Source organism: Buttiauxella brennerae ATCC 51605 (genome assembly GCF_001654925.1).
Taxonomy (GTDB): Bacteria; Pseudomonadota; Gammaproteobacteria; order Enterobacterales; family Enterobacteriaceae; genus Buttiauxella; species Buttiauxella brennerae.
Genome location: NZ_LXER01000020.1, coordinates 22,384 through 41,230, shown reverse-complemented (window position 1 = coordinate 41,230; position 18,847 = coordinate 22,384). Strand labels below are relative to the sequence as shown.

The following is an 18,847-nucleotide window of genomic DNA, read 5'->3' as shown; positions in this document are numbered from 1 at the left end:
AGCCACACAGGTATAACTATGGTTGACACTAATACAAATCAGTCGTCGGAATATTTGTTGGAAATGACCAACATTAATAAATCATTCCCCGGCGTTAAGGCACTGGATAATGTTAATTTAAAAGTTCGTCCTCATTCCATTCACGCATTAATGGGTGAGAACGGCGCAGGTAAATCAACATTATTAAAATGTCTTTTTGGGATCTACAGCAAAGATTCCGGCAGCATTCTTTTTCAGGGACAAGAAGTTAATTTTTCCAGCACCAAAGAAGCGCTGGAAAACGGTATCTCCATGGTGCATCAGGAATTAAATCTGGTTTTACAACGCACCGTAATGGATAACATGTGGCTGGGGCGTTACCCAACCAAAGGTGTATTTGTCGATCAAGACAAAATGTACCGCGATACCAAACACATCTTCGATGAACTGGATATTGATATTGACCCTAAAGCTCGTGTGGGCACTTTGTCAGTATCGCAAATGCAGATGATCGAAATCGCTAAAGCGTTTTCTTACAATGCCAAAATCGTCATTATGGATGAGCCAACATCCTCACTGACGGAAAAGGAAGTTAATCACCTTTTCAAAATCATTCGTAAGTTAAAAGAGCGTGGCTGCGGCATTGTTTATATCTCTCACAAAATGGAAGAGATCTTCCAGTTGTGTGATGAAATCACCATCTTGCGTGACGGACAGTGGATTGCCACCCAGCCTTTAGAAGGGTTGGACATGGATAAAATTATCTCCATGATGGTTGGCCGCTCTCTGAACCAGCGTTTCCCGACAAAAGAAAACGTCCCGGGCGAAGTGATTATGGAAGTCCGTAACCTGACTTCTTTACGCCAGCCGTCTATTCGTGATGTTTCCTTCGATTTGCATAAAGGTGAAATCCTTGGCATTGCAGGTCTGGTGGGTGCGAAACGTACTGATATTGTTGAAACGCTTTTTGGTATCCGCGAGAAATCAGGCGGTACCATTATGCTACACGGCAAAAAAATTAATAACCACTCGGCGAATGAAGCCATTAACCACGGTTTTGCGTTAGTCACCGAAGAGCGCCGCTCTACGGGTATTTACGCTTATCTCGATATTGGTTTTAACTCGCTGATTTCTAATATTCGCAATTATAAAAATAAAGTCGGCTTGCTGGATAACTCGCGTATGAAAAGCGACACCCAGTGGGTTATCGACTCAATGCGTGTAAAAACACCAGGCCATCGCACCTCTATTGGTTCGCTGTCCGGTGGTAACCAGCAGAAAGTTATTATTGGCCGTTGGTTGTTAACCCAGCCAGAAATTTTAATGTTAGATGAACCCACCCGTGGGATTGATGTCGGCGCTAAATTTGAAATTTATCAGTTAATCGCTGAGTTGGCCAAAAAAGGGAAAGGAATCATCATTATTTCGTCCGAAATGCCGGAGTTGTTAGGGATTACAGATCGTATTCTGGTCATGAGCAATGGTCTTGTTGCCGGAATTGTAGACACTAAAACAACCACACAGAACGAAATATTACGTCTTGCGTCTGTGCACCTTTGATAATTTAGGGGCTATTAAAAATGAGTGCGTTAAATAAGAAAAGTTTTCTAACTTATCTGAAAGAAGGCGGCATTTATGTCGTATTGCTGGTGCTACTGGCGATTATTATTTTCCAGGATCCCACGTTTTTAAGCTTGATGAACTTAAGTAACATTCTGACCCAATCCTCGGTGCGTATTATTATTGCACTGGGTGTGGCGGGGCTGATTGTGACCCAGGGTACTGACCTTTCGGCTGGTCGCCAAGTTGGCCTGGCGGCGGTCGTTGCGGCAACGCTTTTGCAGTCCATGGAAAACGTGAACAAAGTTTTCCCTGAAATGAGCACCATGCCTATTCCGGTGGTTATCCTGATCGTTTGTGCGATTGGCGCCATCATTGGTTTGGTTAACGGTATTATCATTGCTTACCTGAATGTGACGCCGTTTATCACCACTTTGGGCACCATGATCATCGTTTACGGTATCAACTCCCTGTATTACGACTTTGTGGGGGCGTCGCCAATTGCCGGGTTCGACAGCGGGTTCTCGACCTTTACCCAGGGCTTTATCAAAATGGGTAACTTTAAGCTCTCGTACATCACGTTCTATGCGTTGATTGCGATTGGCTTTGTCTGGATCCTCTGGAACAAAACTCGCTTTGGTAAGAACATCTTCGCCATCGGTGGTAACCCGGAAGCGGCTAAAGTTTCAGGCGTTAACGTTGCGCTGAACCTGATCATGATTTATGCGCTGTCTGGTGTGTTCTACGCCTTCGGTGGGATGCTGGAAGCGGGGCGTATCGGTTCTGCAACCAACAACCTCGGCTTTATGTACGAACTCGATGCGATTGCGGCGTGTGTGGTAGGCGGCGTGTCATTTAGCGGCGGTGTGGGTACGGTAGTTGGTGTGGTGACCGGTGTTATCATCTTTACGGTTATCAACTACGGTTTGACTTATATCGGCGTGAACCCTTACTGGCAGTACATTATCAAGGGCGCGATTATTATCTTCGCAGTAGCGCTTGATTCCCTGAAATACGCTCGTAAGAAGTAATCTCTACGGTTTTACCAAGACCCGCACAGGAAGATATGTGCGGGTTTTTTTATGCATTCTACTTCTTATCTTTCTTCTGCAATTCCAGCAACTGCTCTGGTGTGACTGCAGGATAAGCCTGCGCATCTTCGGGGACTTCGTGCATGGCGGGGATTGGTACCAGCGGCCCAAGGAAACGTGGCTCACGTTTGAAGAGATACAAATCTGCCAGCGCACCCAAACGCGCACCAAATTCCCTGATACGCACCGTCATCATATTTTTTGGTGAAGGTACTGCGTAGCACTGCGCCTGAATGCCCATATGCAGCGCGATAAACAACGCACGCTCACAATGGAAACGCTGAGTGATGATAATAAAATCGTTGGTATCAAAGACTTTACGAGTACGAACGATGGAGTCGAGGGTACGAAAACCTGCGTAATCCAGCACGATATCGGCAGGGTCAACGCCACCGGCAATCAGGTCTTTGCGCATGGTCATCGGTTCGTTGTAGCTTTGCATGGCATTGTCACCGCTTAACAACAGGTAGTTCACTTTCCCGCTGTTATACGCGTTTAATGCACCCTGAATGCGGAATTGATAATACTGATTGATAACACCGGTGCGGTAATATTTGGCGGTTCCCAGCACCACGCCGACCTGGCGATAGGGCAAATCTTGCAGCTCATCGTAGACGTAAGGCGCAGTTTTCCAGCTTATCCAGCGGTCAAGGCACAGCGCAGTGACCACAGCCAAGCCGATGATAACCAACAGGCCATAAAACACGCGCTTCAACATGGACTTGCGACTCAATAATGGGATGAAATTTTATCCAAGGCTACTTTACCTGGTGGTGAAGAGCAAGATTCGAGGTGTTGGTTGAAGCATTTTTCATCACTAAGGGCGTGCTTGCGCCCTTAGTGCGAGTCTTAGCTTAAAAGTGCGCGATCGATATTTGAGCAGCCCAGCGCTTTTAATGTCGCAGCAGTTGCATCCCACTGTGTCAGTGGTGCATCGGCTTTTTCCGCCAGAATTGCGCGCTGGATTTCATTGTAGTCATAACCCGAAAGGCTCAGCAGATTCAATGCCGCTTGCAGCGGAGGCAGGGAAGGGTTGAATGCGGCGTTTTCGGCATAGCTGCCTTTGAAAATAGAGCCGTCACGCATTTCCAGTGCAACACCTGATGGCGCATTACTGTATGGCGCGTGGCTGCGGTTTGCCGCCGCAATCGCGGCCTGGCTCAGTTCATCACCCTGCAACTCAAAACCATGATCCATTTCATCCAGTAACAGCGTCTTAATTTCTAAGTCACGCGGGCCAAACGCATCTGGCAAATAGTCGCCAAGTGTTGCAGGTTTGCGGCCAGGCAGATTAATACGTAATGCAACACCGCTGTTCAGTTCGTTCATAAACTGGCGGCAATGCCCGCATGGCGTGTAGTTAACGGTAATGGCTGCGAGGACTTTTTCACCGCGCATCCACGCGTGAGTAATCGCGCTTTGTTCAGCATGAACGGTTTGTTGCATGGTGGAGCCGAGGAACTCCATGTTGCCGCCAAAATAGAGATTACCGCTGACGCCACGCGCCACAGCACCCACATAGAATTGAGATAAATCGGCACGCGCGCAGGAGGCTGCAAGCGGCAGCAAAGCAAATGCCAACGCATCGTCATCAAGGCCAGTCTGGCCTTTCAGTGATTCCACTTCCGCTGCACTAAACATCGCTGAGAAGTGGTCATCAGCAAGCAAGGGTTGCAAAGCGGCTTGCAGAGAAGCCGGGAGTTGTGCGAGAGCAGCCTGAAAACGTGAGCGCATAAGTAGTAGCCTCATAACAAGTAATTGAACCGTAGTTTACGGGTCTGTATGGGCTTTATATGTGATCTTTATCTAATTACAAATGCAACTTATGAAATAAAAAATGAAAATGCGCGATCTCTCGCAAGTTTTAACGGAAAACCGCCAGAATTATCGGGAAAAGGAAAGGGGCAATCAGTGATGTGATTATGCCGCAAATGACCAGCGCCAGTGAGCTAAATGCCCCTTCCTGGAAGTCCAGTTCGGCACAGCGAGCGGTGCCCAGCGCATGTGAAGCTGTCCCCATCGCCAGCCCACGCGAGGCTTTGGTAGTGATTTTCATCAGGTTCAGCAATGCATGGCCAAAAACAGCACCCAAAATCCCTACAAAAATCACACAAACTGCGCTGATTGCCGGAATACCACCGATGCTTCCACCCACCGCCATCGCAATCGGCGTAGTGACGGATTTCGGTAACACTGAAGCCGCAATTTCAGGAGTTGCACCCATCAGCAGTGCAACAGATGTGCCGGTGATCATCGCTACCATGCTGCCAATAAAGCAGATAGTGATAATGGACTTCCAGCGCGCACGAATCTGATGAAGTTGTTCGTAAAGCGGGAAGGCGAGGGCAACCACCGCAGGTTGAAGTAAGTCATTCAACACTTTGCTGCCCTGGAAATAGTGGTCGTATGGCGTGCCGGTAAACACCAGAATGGGAATAATGACAATCATTGAAACCAGTAATGGGTTCAGCAATGGTGTCTTAAAACGAGAACCGATTTGGCGCGCAAGGAAAAAAGTCACCAGGGTTAAGGGTAAAGACCACCAGATATGATGCATCATTTTGTTTCGCCCTCGCTTTCGCCAATCACTTTGCGTTCACCGTGCACCAGTTGGGAACTCAGGCTCACCACCACTAATACCACCAGCGTACTGATAAAACATGACACCACCACCGGGCCAAATTGCTGTTTTATCACATCGACATACTGCATTACGCCCACGCCAATCGGCACAAATAACAGCGCCATGTAGCGGATAAGCAAATGGCAGCTTGGCTTGACCCATTTGGCTGGCAGGATTTGCAATGACAGCAAAACGAACAGAATTAACATGCCGATAATACTGCCGGGAATGGTAATGGGGAGCAGTGATGCAATGGCAATGCCTGCATATAAGCATATGTAAATTAATACAAAAGAACGCAGGTACTGCCAAATTACGGTGAGCGAATTACGCATGGTGATTACCCTTTAATAAACGCATTCATCATACAATTAAACTTTAAAATGTGCTACCGATCACATCATGAATTATGAGCATACCAAATATTCCTGTCTGGAACTTTTCCTCATTTGTTTTCTCTTTCTGGCGAAGACAGTCGGGACGAGGGAAACCGGGCATCAGGCAGGGTGTGACGAAGGTGACAGGCATAAAAAAAGCGACCGAAGGTCGCTTTTTAACTCAAACGCTTGATTAGTTCAGGCGTACTGGCATACCGGAACGGCCCAGAACAGCTTGATCGACCACAGCGGTGTCAACATCAGGCTGAGCGGTAATCGCAGTCACATTGCTTTTCAGCGTGATTGGCACGATCTCAGTTGAGTTGAACTGTTCTTCAGTTGTAGACAGTGGGTTATGCACTTCAATGTAGCGCGCACCATCTGGCTCAACGGTTGCTTTCACAGGTTCGTTGATGAACTGAACGCGAGTTCCGACCGGCACTTTCTCGAACAGGAACTTGATGTCTTCGTTACGCAGACGCACACAACCGTGGCTCACACGCAGACCAATACCAAAGTTTGCGTTAGTGCCGTGGATGGCATACAGGCGGCCAATGTACAGCGCGTACAGACCCATAGGGTTGTCCGGACCGGCTGGCACAACGGCTGGCAATGGTGTACCCGCAGCGATGTATTCCGCGTGCATTTTCGCCGTTGGCGTCCAGGTCGGGCCTGCTTTTTTACGTTCGACTTTTGTCGTCCAGTTCAGCGGGGTGTCTTTACCCAACTGGCCGATACCGATTGGCAACACGATGACCGTGTTAGTACCCGCCGGGTAGTAGTAGAGGCGCATTTCAGCACTGTTGATCACAATGCCTTCATGAACGGTATCCGGCAGAATTAACTGCTGAGGAATGTTCAGGATGGTACCAGGTTTTGGCAAATACGGGTCAACGCCTGGGTTTGCTTCCAGCATGTTGGAAAGGCCCATCTGATAACGCGCCGCATACTCTTCCAGCGGTGCAGTGCTACCTTCAGGAATAGTAACGACCTGGTTTTGACCAATCAGACGGCTGCCATCAGTAGGCAGTGGATAGGTCACGGCAGAAGCTGTCTTACTGAAAGACACAACAGCTACAAATGCCAGTAAAATTGTGCGTAGTTTCATATTCATGTTATGTGAAGTATTTACGGCCCTGCAGGCGAGTTAGTGAAGAAACGGAGCGATTTGAGCGCGCATTATATGTGCATTACATCGGCCTGGGAAATCGGATGTGGATTAAATCACACTTTTTTGTTATTTGATTATTTTATCACCACTGCATAAGCAGAGCGATCTGCACGTTGAGTTATGGCATAATGTGCACGATCTCACATATTACAAACCTTCTTTTACCAGGACATCTCTGTGCTAGTTTCCAGTAACGTCACAATGCAGTTCGGCAGTAAGCCGTTGTTTGAAAATATTTCTGTCAAATTTGGCGGCGGCAACCGTTACGGCTTGATCGGCGCTAACGGTAGCGGCAAGTCTACCTTTATGAAAATCCTCGGTGGTGATTTAGAGCCAACGCTGGGTAACGTTTCACTTGATCCGAACGAACGCCTCGGTAAGTTGCGTCAGGATCAATTCGCCTTTGAAAAATTCACCGTGCTCGACACCGTGATCATGGGCCACGCTGAACTCTGGGAAGTAAAAGAAGAGCGCGACCGCATTTACGCGTTACCAGAGATGAGCGAAGAAGACGGCTACAAAGTCGCTGACCTGGAAGTGCTGTACGGCGAAATGGACGGTTACACCGCTGAAGCTCGCGCGGGTGAACTGCTGTTAGGTGTAGGCATTCCTGTAGAACAACATTACGGCCCGATGAGCGAAGTCGCTCCAGGCTGGAAACTGCGTGTGCTGCTGGCGCAGGCACTGTTCTCAAACCCAGAAATTCTGCTGCTTGATGAACCGACGAACAACCTGGACATCGACACCATTCGTTGGCTGGAAACCGTGCTGAACGAACGTAACAGCACCATGATCATCATTTCGCACGACCGTCACTTCCTGAACATGGTGTGTACTCACATGGCGGATCTGGACTACGGCGAACTGCGTGTTTATCCAGGCAACTACGACGAATACATGACGGCGGCAACACAAGTGCGTGAACGCCTGTTGTCTGATAACGCGAAGAAAAAAGCGCAAATTGCAGACCTGCAATCCTTCGTAAGCCGTTTTAGTGCCAACGCCTCTAAATCTCGCCAGGCGACTTCTCGTGCTCGTCAGATTGATAAAATCAAACTCGACGAAGTGAAAGCATCCAGCCGTCAGAACCCGTTCATTCGCTTCGAGCAGGACAAGAAACTGTTCCGTAATGCGCTTGAAGTTGAAGCTCTGTCTAAAGGCTTTGATAACGGCCCGCTGTTCAAAGACGTTAACATGCTGCTGGAAGTGGGTGAGAAACTCGCCATTCTGGGTACCAACGGCGTGGGTAAAACGACTTTGCTTAAAACGCTGGTCGCTGAACTGACTCCAGATGCAGGTACTGTGAAGTGGTCTGAGAATGTGCAAATCGGCTATTACGCACAGGATCACGAATACGAATTCGAAAATGACCTGACTGTGTTCGACTGGATGAGCCAGTGGATGCAAGAAGGTGACGACGAGCAAGCGGTGCGCAGCATTCTTGGCCGTCTGCTGTTCAGCCAGGACGATATCAAAAAGCCTGCGAAGGTGCTGTCTGGTGGTGAAAAAGGTCGCATGTTGTTTGGTAAATTAATGATGGAACGCCCTAACGTTCTGGTCATGGATGAACCAACAAACCACCTGGATATGGAATCCATTGAATCGCTGAACATGGCGCTGGAAATGTACCCAGGCACGCTGATCTTCGTTTCTCATGACCGTGAATTTGTTAGCTCGCTGGCAACCCGCGTGATTGAGATTACACCAGAGCGCTTGATTGACTTTACCGGTGGGTACGAAGATTACCTGCGCAGTAAAGGCATTGATAACTAAGTTTTAGCTTAGAACGCCCTCACCCTAGCCCTCTCCCCCAGGAGAGGGAACTGACGGTTTTCCCCCTCTCCCTGAGGGAGAGGGCCGGGGTGAGGGTTACAACTTAAATCTTCCAGCTAACCTGTTCTTTCCCGTCAACCATCAAGCGGCGTTTCTCGCCCACAGGCAACGTCAACGCAATCTCTTTCCAGGCTGGCTGATAATCGCCTTTACGCGTGAACATCACGTGGATTTCATCCGCTGTGCAGCGAATTTCCCAGTCAAGCCACAGTGCGTTGCCCTGCTGATAACCCCACGACTCGCCATCATCTTCAAACAGACTGCCGTGTGAAACGCCAGTGCCTTGTAACGGATACACTTTTAGCTCGCGTACATTGTCAGCACTCGCTTTCACATGAGTAATACGCGCGGAATGTGGCAGTGCGGCTCCGGCGCGAACCAGAAGTGGCAGGCGCTCAAGCGGTGCGTCGACAACAATCGTCTGGCCGCTGCTATACCATTGGCCAGTGTAATAGTCGTACCAGCCCGCGCCATTTTCCGGCAACCAGACTTCGCGCTCACGCTGGCCTTCTTCCACAACACTTGCCACCAGTAGATCACGGCCCAGCATAAAATCGTCGCACTCTTCGAAGGTTTTCGCGTCGTGTTCGTGGTCGAGGAACGTCGGGCGCAGCATCGGCTCGTCGTCGGCATGGGCCTGCCACAGCAGTGTGTAGAAGTACGGCAACAGGCGATAGCGTGTTTCAATCGCGCTGCGAATTGCCGGCGTGACGCTTGCGTACATCCACGGCTCATTCACGGTCTGGTCGTCATTCCATGAGTGAATAGTAAAGCGCGGGTGCATCACGCCGTTTTGAACCCAGCGTACAAACAGCTCGGCTTCTGGTTTGTCGCCAGAGAAACCGCCAACGTCGTGCCCAACGTTATACAAACCAGACAGGCTCATGCCCACGCCCATGCGGGTGTTATAGCGCAGAGTATTCCAGTTGGTGCGGTTATCGCCGCTCCAGGTTTGCACGTAACGTTGCATCCCGGCGCAGCCGGAACGAGAAATCAGATACGGGCGTTTTTCTGGTGCAAAGGCCTGCTGTGCTTCAAGGGAGGCACGCATCATCAACAGTGGCATGACCGGGCGGATATTTTTGATGGCAATCTCTTCACCAAAACCGTAGCAGCGCGCTTCGCCATCCCACACTTCGTACTCGTTGTTATCGTTCCACGTTGAGTCGATACCCATTTCCAGCAGCTGCGTGGTGACGCCGTTTTGCCACCATTTCACCGTCGCCGGGTTGGTGAAGTCGAGATGTGAACCTTCATCGTCCCAGAAGATTGAGCGCTCCGGGGTATCCTGCTCTGAATCTTGAATAAACAGCCCTTGCTCAACCACTTCCTGGTAGCGCGGGTGATCCTGCAACAGGCACGGCTTAATATTCGCCGCCAGTTTGATACCGGCATCGTGGAACGCCTGGCTCATCACTTTCGGCTGCGGCACTTTGTCGTAGTTCCAGTTGAACACATAGCGCTTGTTGTTAATCGAGGTATAGCCCGACGACAGCTGGAACGAATCGCAAGGGATTGCATGCTCTTCACACAGTTTGATAAAGCTCATCAGCTGGTTTTGCGCGTCAGGTGCATCGGTGTAATGCATGGTTGAACCGCTATAACCGAGGCTCCATTTCGGGCCAAACAGCGTTTTACCGGTCAGGCGCACAAAGGCTTTGGTGACATCTAAAACCTGCGGGCCGAGGAACAGGTAATAATCGACATCGCCAGACTCTGCCTGCCAGCGGCGGTAGGGCAGGTGATAGTTGTCAATTTCATTACCTAAATCCAGCCAGCAGCTGCTCAGGTTGTCGTAAAACATCCCAAAGCTGACATCCGGGCGGCGTGTGATGGTAAACGGAATATGTTTGTACAGCGGATCAGTTGATTGCGCGTTATAGCCCATTGCGTCCAGGTTACGCATTTCATAACGCTTACCGGTACGTTGAAGTGGACCCGCTTTTTCGCCTAAACCGTAATATTGTTCTTCTTTATAGCGGCGCTGATAATGCGCCACGCCATCGCCATGTGCGTTGAGTAAATAAGCGCTGGTTGGGCGGTCGCTTGCCAGGAATTGCCACTCGCCAGCTTCGTTGAGATATTCCCACGCAAGCCACAACGGCTGGTGAACAGTTACACGCAGTTTATCGCTGCTGATGCGAAGTGTGTCACCGAGTTCTTCCATGGTGAAACCCGGCAATGCAAAACCTTCCAGGCTTTCACGATTACGGCCTTCCCATGGCACATCATTTTCTGGCGCGATGCTCCAGGTGCGGTTGAGCGCCAGTTTGTTTTCGCGCTTAATCAGCACACGGAACATGCCTTGTTCTAGTACAAACAGGTTCAGGCGATGTTTCCCATCCACGCTTAGCTCAACGTGGTTGGCATCAGATTTTAACAGTGTCCAATTTTTCAACGTTTTCATCGTTCACAATCCATATATCAGGCACGCTTGGTGCGGCGTTCAGCAATAAAAGAAACCAGGAATACAGCGCCAATCAGGTCAAAGAAGCCCATGGCGATAAATAAAGGGTTGTAGCCAATCTTGTCGGCGGTGACGCCAATCAACAGTGAGAACAGGAAACTGGCAATCCAGGCTGCAGAACCACGCATGCCGTTGACTGTCGCCATCTGGCCTTTATCGAAGGAATCAACAACCAGCGCACTTAACATGCAGGAGATAATCTGGTGCCCGAAGCCACCGACGGAAATCAGGGCGATGGTGATGTACGGGTCTTTTGTGATGGCAACCAGCGCCAGCGAAATCATCAGGAATGCGCCAGTCACCGAACTTGCCACAATGGAATTAGTGCGTGAGCAACCAAACCAGCGGGTATAGATTTTCGTCAGATAGCCACTTGCGATACTGCCGAGGTCTGCGGCAAGGAACGGCAGCCAGGCAAACATCGCTATCTGTTTGAGATCCATTCCACGTTCGGAAGCAAGGTAGAGCGGAACCCAGAAGCTCAGCACGGCCCAGGCCGGCTCAGCCATAAACGCCGGAATGGCGATACCGTAGAAACGCTTGTTTTTGCCCACGGTTTTCAGTGCGGTCAGGAACGGCAGTTTCACCGCTTCAGGTTCGTTATCCTGCTTAATGAAAGCCAGCTCTTCTTTGCTCAGGTTCGGGTGCTGCTCAGGGTTGTGATAGAACAACCACCACAAAATAACCCACAGCATCGCCAGCACGCCGGTAAACATAAACGCGCCCTGCCAGCCAAAAGAGGCGTGGGCAAAGTAGATGATTGGCGGTGCCAGCATGGCACCAATTGAGAAGCCAACGCCTGCCCAACCTGCGGCAATCGGGCGTTCTTTTTTCGGGAACCATTCACCGATAGTTTTGGCGTTAGCAGGTGTTGCCGCCGCTTCAGCTCCACCCATAAAGAAGCGTAAAATTGCCAGTTGTAGCCAGCTTCCGGCACCTGCGTGCATCACACAGACAATCGCCCATACCCCGGCACACACTAAAAAGCCGAGCTTGAGACCGATAACGTCAATTAACCAGCCGCAGATAGGCTGGAATAAGGTGTAAGCCAGTTGAAACGCACCCACAATCCACGAGTATTGTTCGGTAGTAATCCCCAGGCTGGTTTTCAGCTCAGGGGCCAAAATACCCAATGAGTTGCGGGTAATGTAGTTAACGGTAACGCCTAACAAAAACAGGACCAGAACCCACCAGCGCAGGTTGCGGACGGTGCGCTTTGCCTTTACGGCGGTGACACCCGGATTTATGCCATGACTCATGTCGTTCTCCACGAACAGATGTATCTATCGGAAAAATTTATCAATTCACTGATTGAATGAATTGTTATCTAATTGATTAATAATTATTTTTTTAATTTCTCACCGCATGATGGCAGGTTCAATCGCGGCAATGGAGAGAGCGTAAAACAGTTAGAAACGGCTCAATAGTGACTTTGATGCAAAAATTTTCATATGAAAGATAAATACGTGCGTTCGTTAACGAAAATCCCCGTGATAAAGCCATACACTTTATCGTGAAAAATTTTTCATGGCCGAAATGGGCACAGATCACAAAATGAGTAAAAAGCTAAAAATCGCCGAAATTGCTGCGGAAACGGGGCTGTCTATCAGCACGGTTTCACGCGTCCTTGCAGGAAAATCGAATACCAGTGAACAGGCGCGCCTGCAGGTGCTGAACTGCGCCGGGCAAAAAGGTGTACTCGCGGGAATGGCGGCGGGGCGCATGTTACTTAACAGTCTGGTCGTTTTCGCGCCGCAGCGTGCTTTTGATGAGCGATCTGACGTCTTTTATTATCGTGTCACGCAGGGGCTAAGTCAGGCGCTGGCACCGCACGAAGTCCGGCTGCGCTATTGCGCACTTGAAGAAAATGACAGCGATGCCAATCTGTTTTTGAGCAAAATGAATGAACCAGAAACCGAGGCGGCGATCCTGCTCGGCATTGACGATCCGCATATTCACGATCTGGCGGTGGATCTTGGCAAGCCATGCGTGTTGATCAACTGTCGTGACCGTAAAATGCGCCTGCCCGGTGTGGCACCGGATCACCAGTTAATTGGCGACTTTGCCGCGAGCTATTTGTTCGAACAAGGCCATAAATCAGTCGTCACCTTGCTGTGCCTGCGGCGTTATACCATGGAGTTGCGTCTGGCCGGAATTCGTGACGCCTGGGATGCCAGCAACCTGCAATTTGATGACGCTCGCCACCTCATCACCGCGCAGAGCTTTAGTGCGAAAGAGAGTGAAAAACTGATAGACGAGTTTCTGGCGGCCACTCCACGCCACTTGCTTCCCACCGCTTTTTTGGTCGGTGGCGATTTCATGGCGGCAGGGGTGGTGAAGGCGTTGCAAAACGCCGGGCTACGCGTACCGCACGACATTTCAGTGATGAGCATTGATGGCTTTAACCTTGCTGCAATTCACGATGTGCCACTGACATCAGTGCATGTGCCGCGTGACCAACTGGGCGAAGAGGCAATCCATATTTTGCAGCAACGCTTAATTCGCCCGGAAGCGCCGGTCGGCAATTTACTGCTTAACGGCATGCTGGTGGTGCGTGATTCGGTGCGCCGTATTCGCCCAAACAAGAGCCATACGGCGGTCAGTAGCGTGGGGCTTTATGATGAGTGAGTACCGCAAACCTCACACTGCGAATTTCGCGGCAGTTTCATTTCGCGGAACTGGCAGGTCATCGCATCGTACATGACGATTTTCCCGCTTGCCGGTGTGCCGTAATTTGCCAGCAGTTTGATGGCTTCCATCGCCTGCAATGAGCCAATCACACCCACTAACGGGGCCATGACACCCGCTTCAACACAGGTCAGCGCATTGTCGCCAAACAGGCGGCTCAGGCAGCGATAACAAGGTTCGCCATCCTGAAAAGTGAACACGCTGATTTGCCCTTCCATACGAATCGCCGCACCGGAAACCAGCGGTTTTTGGCTGGTGAAACAGCACTGATTAAGCTGATTGCGAATCGCCACGTTATCAGTGCAGTCGAGCACCAGGTCGTGCTGTGCGGTTAGCTCCAGCAGTTGCGCTTCGTCTAACAGCGCATTCACCGTTTCAATCTGAATATGGGGATTGATCGCCGCCAGCATATCCCGGGCGGAGTCCACTTTCGGCTGCCCGATAGTGGCATCACGATGCAGTGTCTGGCGCTGCAAATTGGACAGCGCCACGGTGTCAAAATCCAGCAACGTCAGGTGCCCCACACCTGCCGCGGCAAGGTACGGGGCAGCAGCACAACCCAGGCCGCCAAGCCCAACCACCAATACTCGCGCGGCTTTCAACGCTTCCTGCCCGTCAAAATCAAAACCGCGCAGAATAATCTGGCGGTTATAACGCAGCATTTCCTGATTGCTCAGTTCAGCGCTCATCATCAGCCCCCGAACAGGTGGTTGAATGGCTCAACCTCAACCCAGTCGCCCGCTTCAACATTGCCGCGCTCACGCTCCAGCACAATAAAACAGTTGGCCTGGCTAAATGAGCTGAAAATATGCGAACCCTGGTGGCCGGTGCTCAGCACTTCTAATTGCCCGTCTTCGCCGGTACGCAGTATTCCGCGCTGGAAATCGAGGCGGCCCGGTGATTTTTTCAAGCGCCCAACGGTGCGAGCGCGTTGACGTGGCGGCAGGGCATTACCCTGTTGGCCGCTCAGTTTGGCGAGCAACGGCTGAACCAGTTGATAGAAAGTGAGTGCCGCAGAAACCGGGTTGCCCGGCAGGCCGCAGAACCAGCTGTTTTTTAGGCGGCCAAAGGCAAAAGGTTTGCCCGGTTTAATCGCCAGTTTCCAGAAACCGACTTCACCCAACTCTTCGAGCAGCTGTTTGGTGTAATCCGCTTCACCGACGGAAACGCCGCCGCTGCTGATCACCACATCGGCCTGACTGTCCGCTTCAACAAATGCAGCGCGCAGGGCTTCAGGGTCATCACGGATAATCCCTAAATCAATCACCTCACAGCCCAACTGCTCAAGCATGATATGTACCGCCAGGCGGTTGGTATCGTAGATTTGGCCTTCGCCAAGCGGTGTTCCTGGCAGTTGCAACTCATCGCCCGTGGAGAACACCGCCGCACGCACTTTGCGCAGCACAGTGACCTCTGGAATACCTAACGAGGCAATCAGCGGCAATTCGGCCGCCGTTAGTTTTTTACCTGCGGGCAACACACTCGCACCCTGGCGAATATCTTCCCCACGCAGGCGAACGTTTTGCCCGTTTTTCACTGCTTCGTTAAGACGCACACCGCTTTCGGTCACTGTGGCTTCTTCTTGCATCACCACGGCGTCGGTTTCTGGCGGTACAGGCGCGCCGGTCATAATGCGGATGCAGGTGCCTTCAGGCCAGACGCCTGCAAACGGCTGCCCGGCAAAGGCTTTCCCCGCGACAGGCAACGCCGTGCCCAGCGCGATATCTTTCAGGCGCACCGCGTAACCGTCCATTGCTGAGTTATCAAACCCCGGTACATCGATTGGCGACGTGACAGGGTGGGAGGTAATGCGCCCACAAGCCGTCAGCAAAGGGATGGACTCAGATTCAGTGACAGGAACAATACGCGACAACATCTGTTCCATTGCGGTTTCAAGGGGGATAAGCCCGGCGGTAAATTCCATGAAAGCTCCTGCGGCGCGGGAAAAATATGTCGGACATTATGGCAGAGAAACGCCGCTGGCTGATATACCCGTCATACTTCAAGTTGTGGGGGTGTTGGCTGCGCTTACTTACCCCAGTCACTTACTTAAGTAAGCTCCTGGGGATAAGCTCCCTTGCCGCCTACCCACAACTCGAATTATTTAGGGTAAGAGGAGTAACCCAGAGCGCCATTTTCCTTTACATCACATTTACATCTTTCTATATTCAAAAATCGTCTCATACCGGTTCAATTAATCTGATATCTATAGAGAAAATAAAACCGGATAAACATGACAGGGTTACGTCGCAATGAGCAAAGCAGTAATCGCGATTCACGGTGGCGCGGGAGCCATCACTCGTGCACAACTCAGCCCGGAAAAAGAGCTGCTCTACATTAAAGCGCTGTCGGAAATCGTTGAGGCGGGCCAGGCATTGCTGGCCGCTGGCGGCAGTGCGCTTGATGCCGTTACGGAAGCCGTGCGCTTACTCGAAGAATGCCCGTTGTTCAATGCAGGAACCGGTGCGGTGTTTACTCACGACGACACGCACGAGCTGGATGCCTGCATCATGGACGGCAATACCCTCGAAGCCGGAGCGGTGGCGGGTGTCAGCCATATTCGCAATCCCGTGCTGGCTGCTCGCCAGGTGCTGGAACACAGCCCGCACGTGCTGCTCATCGGGCGCGGGGCGGAAAATTTTGCCGAACAGCATGGGCTTGAACCGGTGTCACCGGACATTTTTTTCACGCAGGAACGTTGGGACCAACTACAGCGTGCCCGCGCAAACCAGCAAACCGTATTGGATCATGATGGCGGCGAGCCTATTCATCCGGACACTAAATTTGGCACCGTCGGTGCTGTTGCGCTTGACCAGTCTGGCAATCTGGCCGCCGCCACTTCAACGGGCGGCATGACCAACAAACTGCCGGGCCGGGTGGGCGATTCCCCAATTATTGGCGCGGGTTGCTATGCCAATAACGCCAATGTCGCGGTGTCATGCACCGGAACCGGGGAAGTGTTTATGAAAACTCTCGCGGCATATGACATTGCGGCCCTGATGGAATACGGCGGGCTCAGCCTGCACCAGGCAACCGAACGTGTGGTGATGGAAAAACTTCCCGTGCTGCAGGGCAGCGGCGGGGTGATTGCTGTCGACAACGAAGGCAATGTGGCGATGCCTTTTAACAGCGAAGGGATGTACCGCGGCTACGGTTACGTGGGTGATGCCCCAAGCGTCGGAATCTATAACAGCCAGGAGCATTGATGCCCCATAGTCACGAACTGCCCGATGACGAAGTGCTCTGCGTGAACGCGCTGAACGTCTCTTTTCGCCAGGAGAGGGTGGATACCCAGGCGGTGTCTGACCTGTCGTTTACGCTTAAGCGTGGTGAAACACTGGCGATTGTCGGGGAGTCCGGTTCGGGGAAATCGGTCACAGCACTGGCATTAATGCGCCTGCTGGAAAGCTCTGCAAGTACCGTCGAAAGCCATCAAATTCTGCTACGCCGCCGCAATGGCCAGGTGATTGAACCCGCAGTACTGAGCTCATCGCAAATGCGTCATGTGCGCGGCGCTGATATCGCGATGATTTTCCAGGAGCCGATGACCTCGCTCAACCCGGTGTTTCCGGTTGGCGAGCAAATCGCCGAGTCCATCCGCTTGCACCAGGGCCTCGGTCAGCGTGAGGCGATGCTAGAGGCGCAGCGCATGCTTGAACGGGTGCGTATCCCCGAGGCGAAAGCCATCTTAGGGCGTTATCCGCACCAGCTTTCAGGTGGCATGCGCCAGCGTGTCATGATTGCCATGGCGCTCTCATGCCGCCCGGCCGTACTGATTGCCGATGAACCGACTACCGCGCTGGATGTGACTATCCAGGCGCAAATCCTCCAGCTGATTCGCGTCCTGCAAGATGAAATGCAAATGGGGGTGATTTTTATCACTCACGATATGGGCGTGGTGGCGGATATCGCCGACCGTGTGCTGGTGATGTATCGCGGCAAAGCGGTTGAAAGCGGCACGGTTGACCAAATTTTCAATGCCCCAACGCACCCTTACACCAAAATATTGCTGGCCGCAGTACCCCGCCTTGGCGCCATGAATGGCCGCGATTTACCCTGCAAGTTTCCGCTCATTGACCCCGAAAACCTTAATAACCCCGAGCCGGAAACGGAGCAGGACACCATCAAACCTGGCTCAACACCGGTACTGCAAGTCCGTGATTTGGTTACGCGGTTCGATATTCGCAGCGGTATTTTTAACCGGGTTACCAGCCGGGTACATGCAGTAGAAAATGTCAGTTTTGATTTATGGCCAGGTGAAACGCTGGGGCTGGTGGGGGAGTCGGGCAGCGGCAAATCCACCACCGGGCGAGCCCTGCTGCGGCTGGTAGAAACTCAGGGCGGCAGTATTCACTTCAACGGCCAGCGTATCGACACGCTCTCCAATGCCGACATGCAGCATGTGCGTAAAGACATCCAGTTTATCTTCCAGGACCCGTACGCCTCACTCGACCCGCGTCTGACCGTTGGCTATTCGATTATGGAACCGTTGCTGGTGCATAACGTGATGCCCAAAGAGCAGGCGCAGCAGCGTGTGGCGTGGCTGCTTGAGCGAGTCGGGTTGCTTCCTGAACATGCGTGGCGTTATCCGCATGAGTTTTCCGGCGGCCAGCGCCAGCGCATTTGCATTGCCCGCGCACTGGCACTCAATCCAAAAGTGGTGATCGCCGATGAGTCTGTCTCGGCGCTCGACGTTTCTATCCGCGCGCAAATCATCAATTTATTGCTCGATTTGCAGCGTGAATTTGGCATCGCCTTTTTGTTTATTTCCCATGATATGGCAGTGGTGGAGCGTATTTGCCACCGTGTGGCGGTGATGTATCTCGGGCAAATTGTTGAGATTGGCCCACGCCGCGCGGTGTTTGAAAATCCACAGCACCCGTATACCCGCAAATTAATGACGGCAGTGCCGGTGGCTGACCCCACGCACCGTCGCCCAAAACCTGTTTTGCTTTCTGATGAGATCCCCAGTACCACGCACAAACTGGGGTTTGAACCGCACGTCGCAACGCTTGTGAATGTTGGGCCGGGGCATTTTGTTGCCCGACCACAGTGATA

The 18,847-nt window shown here is 51.6% G+C and carries 15 protein-coding genes; 6 read left to right on the top strand and 9 right to left on the bottom strand.

What is annotated here, in order from left to right; genetic code table 11:
* Positions 1-18 precede the first annotated feature (18 nt).
* Together mglA and mglC are read left to right on the top strand one after the other, a co-directional pair.
* Positions 19-1,539, top strand: coding sequence for a galactose/methyl galactoside ABC transporter ATP-binding protein MglA (gene mglA, locus M975_RS12030; RefSeq protein ID WP_064559664.1), 1,521 nt, complete (start codon positions 19-21; stop codon positions 1,537-1,539).
* Positions 1,540-1,559: 20 nt separating this feature from the next.
* On the top strand, positions 1,560-2,570 hold the full coding sequence (gene mglC / locus M975_RS12025; protein WP_064559662.1) for a galactose/methyl galactoside ABC transporter permease MglC: 1,011 nt from the start codon (positions 1,560-1,562) through the stop codon (positions 2,568-2,570).
* Between the two features lie 58 nt (positions 2,571-2,628).
* Here mglC and sanA read toward each other — a convergent pair whose 3' ends face one another.
* The 5 genes from sanA to ldtB form a co-directional block, all read right to left on the bottom strand.
* Positions 2,629-3,348, bottom strand: a complete 720-nt coding sequence (sanA, locus tag M975_RS12020) for an outer membrane permeability protein SanA (RefSeq protein ID WP_064559660.1) — start codon at positions 3,346-3,348, stop codon at positions 2,629-2,631.
* A gap of 131 nt (positions 3,349-3,479) precedes the next feature.
* Positions 3,480-4,364: a cytidine deaminase gene (cdd, locus tag M975_RS12015; RefSeq protein ID WP_064559658.1), complete on the bottom strand. Its 885-nt coding sequence runs from the start codon at positions 4,362-4,364 to the stop codon at positions 3,480-3,482.
* 130 nt (positions 4,365-4,494) lie between these two features.
* Positions 4,495-5,190 carry a CidB/LrgB family autolysis modulator gene (locus tag M975_RS12010; protein WP_064559656.1) on the bottom strand — a complete coding sequence of 232 codons (696 nt, stop codon included), beginning with the start codon at positions 5,188-5,190 and terminating at the stop codon, positions 4,495-4,497.
* Positions 5,187-5,588: a CidA/LrgA family protein gene (locus M975_RS12005; protein ID WP_064559653.1), complete on the bottom strand. Its 402-nt coding sequence runs from the start codon at positions 5,586-5,588 to the stop codon at positions 5,187-5,189. The genes M975_RS12010 and M975_RS12005 overlap by 4 nt, the downstream gene beginning before the upstream one ends.
* Positions 5,589-5,823: 235 nt before the next feature.
* Positions 5,824-6,744 carry a L,D-transpeptidase gene (ldtB, locus tag M975_RS12000; protein ID WP_064559651.1) on the bottom strand — a complete coding sequence of 307 codons (921 nt, stop codon included), beginning with the start codon at positions 6,742-6,744 and terminating at the stop codon, positions 5,824-5,826.
* Between the two features lie 234 nt (positions 6,745-6,978).
* Here ldtB and M975_RS11995 point away from each other — a divergent pair, with 234 nt between their 5' ends.
* A complete protein-coding gene (locus M975_RS11995) occupies positions 6,979-8,574 on the top strand; it encodes an ABC-F family ATPase (RefSeq protein WP_064559649.1) in 1,596 nt (531 codons plus the stop codon).
* A gap of 103 nt (positions 8,575-8,677) precedes the next feature.
* Here M975_RS11995 and M975_RS11990 read toward each other — a convergent pair whose 3' ends face one another.
* Entirely contained in the window at positions 8,678-11,041 is a 2,364-nt protein-coding gene (locus M975_RS11990; protein ID WP_064559647.1) for a glycoside hydrolase family 31 protein, read from the bottom strand.
* Positions 11,042-11,058: 17 nt separating this feature from the next.
* Positions 11,059-12,360, bottom strand: a complete 1,302-nt coding sequence (locus M975_RS11985) for an MFS transporter (RefSeq protein WP_064559645.1) — start codon at positions 12,358-12,360, stop codon at positions 11,059-11,061.
* 295 nt (positions 12,361-12,655) lie between these two features.
* Between M975_RS11985 and M975_RS11980 the strand changes: the two genes are divergently transcribed.
* A complete protein-coding gene (locus tag M975_RS11980; RefSeq protein ID WP_064560068.1) occupies positions 12,656-13,729 on the top strand; it encodes a LacI family DNA-binding transcriptional regulator in 1,074 nt (357 codons plus the stop codon).
* Here M975_RS11980 and moeB read toward each other — a convergent pair.
* Both moeB and moeA read right to left on the bottom strand, forming a co-directional pair.
* A complete protein-coding gene (gene moeB / locus M975_RS11975) occupies positions 13,717-14,478 on the bottom strand; it encodes a molybdopterin-synthase adenylyltransferase MoeB (RefSeq protein ID WP_064559643.1) in 762 nt (253 codons plus the stop codon). The two genes, M975_RS11980 and moeB, sit on opposite strands and share 13 nt — an antisense overlap.
* Positions 14,479-14,480: 2 nt before the next feature.
* Complete coding sequence (gene moeA / locus M975_RS11970) at positions 14,481-15,713, bottom strand: molybdopterin molybdotransferase MoeA (protein ID WP_064559641.1); 1,233 nt, start codon at positions 15,711-15,713, stop codon at positions 14,481-14,483.
* A 328-nt stretch (positions 15,714-16,041) separates the two neighbouring features.
* Between moeA and iaaA the strand changes: the two genes are divergently transcribed.
* Both iaaA and gsiA read left to right on the top strand, forming a co-directional pair.
* Complete coding sequence (gene iaaA / locus M975_RS11960; protein WP_064559637.1) at positions 16,042-16,995, top strand: beta-aspartyl-peptidase; 954 nt, start codon at positions 16,042-16,044, stop codon at positions 16,993-16,995.
* Positions 16,995-18,845, top strand: coding sequence for a glutathione ABC transporter ATP-binding protein GsiA (gsiA, locus tag M975_RS11955; RefSeq protein ID WP_064559635.1), 1,851 nt, complete (start codon positions 16,995-16,997; stop codon positions 18,843-18,845). Before iaaA ends, gsiA begins: the two co-directional genes overlap by 1 nt.
* Positions 18,846-18,847 lie beyond the last annotated feature (2 nt).

Bases quoted from the DNA above. Each gene is read 5' to 3' on its own strand.
- mglA (WP_064559664.1), top strand. From the start codon at position 19: ATGGTTGACACTAATACAAATCAGTCGTCGGAATATTTGTTGGAAATG.
- mglC (WP_064559662.1), top strand. From the start codon at position 1,560: ATGAGTGCGTTAAATAAGAAAAGTTTTCTAACTTATCTGAAAGAAGGC.
- sanA (WP_064559660.1), bottom strand. From the start codon at position 3,348: ATGTTGAAGCGCGTGTTTTATGGCCTGTTGGTTATCATCGGCTTGGCT.
- cdd (WP_064559658.1), bottom strand. From the start codon at position 4,364: ATGCGCTCACGTTTTCAGGCTGCTCTCGCACAACTCCCGGCTTCTCTG.
- M975_RS12010 (WP_064559656.1), bottom strand. From the start codon at position 5,190: ATGATGCATCATATCTGGTGGTCTTTACCCTTAACCCTGGTGACTTTT.
- M975_RS12005 (WP_064559653.1), bottom strand. From the start codon at position 5,588: ATGCGTAATTCGCTCACCGTAATTTGGCAGTACCTGCGTTCTTTTGTA.
- ldtB (WP_064559651.1), bottom strand. From the start codon at position 6,744: ATGAATATGAAACTACGCACAATTTTACTGGCATTTGTAGCTGTTGTG.
- M975_RS11990 (WP_064559647.1), bottom strand. From the start codon at position 11,041: ATGAAAACGTTGAAAAATTGGACACTGTTAAAATCTGATGCCAACCAC.
- M975_RS11985 (WP_064559645.1), bottom strand. From the start codon at position 12,360: ATGAGTCATGGCATAAATCCGGGTGTCACCGCCGTAAAGGCAAAGCGC.
- M975_RS11980 (WP_064560068.1), top strand. From the start codon at position 12,656: ATGAGTAAAAAGCTAAAAATCGCCGAAATTGCTGCGGAAACGGGGCTG.
- moeB (WP_064559643.1), bottom strand. From the start codon at position 14,478: ATGAGCGCTGAACTGAGCAATCAGGAAATGCTGCGTTATAACCGCCAG.
- moeA (WP_064559641.1), bottom strand. From the start codon at position 15,713: ATGGAATTTACCGCCGGGCTTATCCCCCTTGAAACCGCAATGGAACAG.
- iaaA (WP_064559637.1), top strand. From the start codon at position 16,042: ATGAGCAAAGCAGTAATCGCGATTCACGGTGGCGCGGGAGCCATCACT.
- gsiA (WP_064559635.1), top strand. From the start codon at position 16,995: ATGCCCCATAGTCACGAACTGCCCGATGACGAAGTGCTCTGCGTGAAC.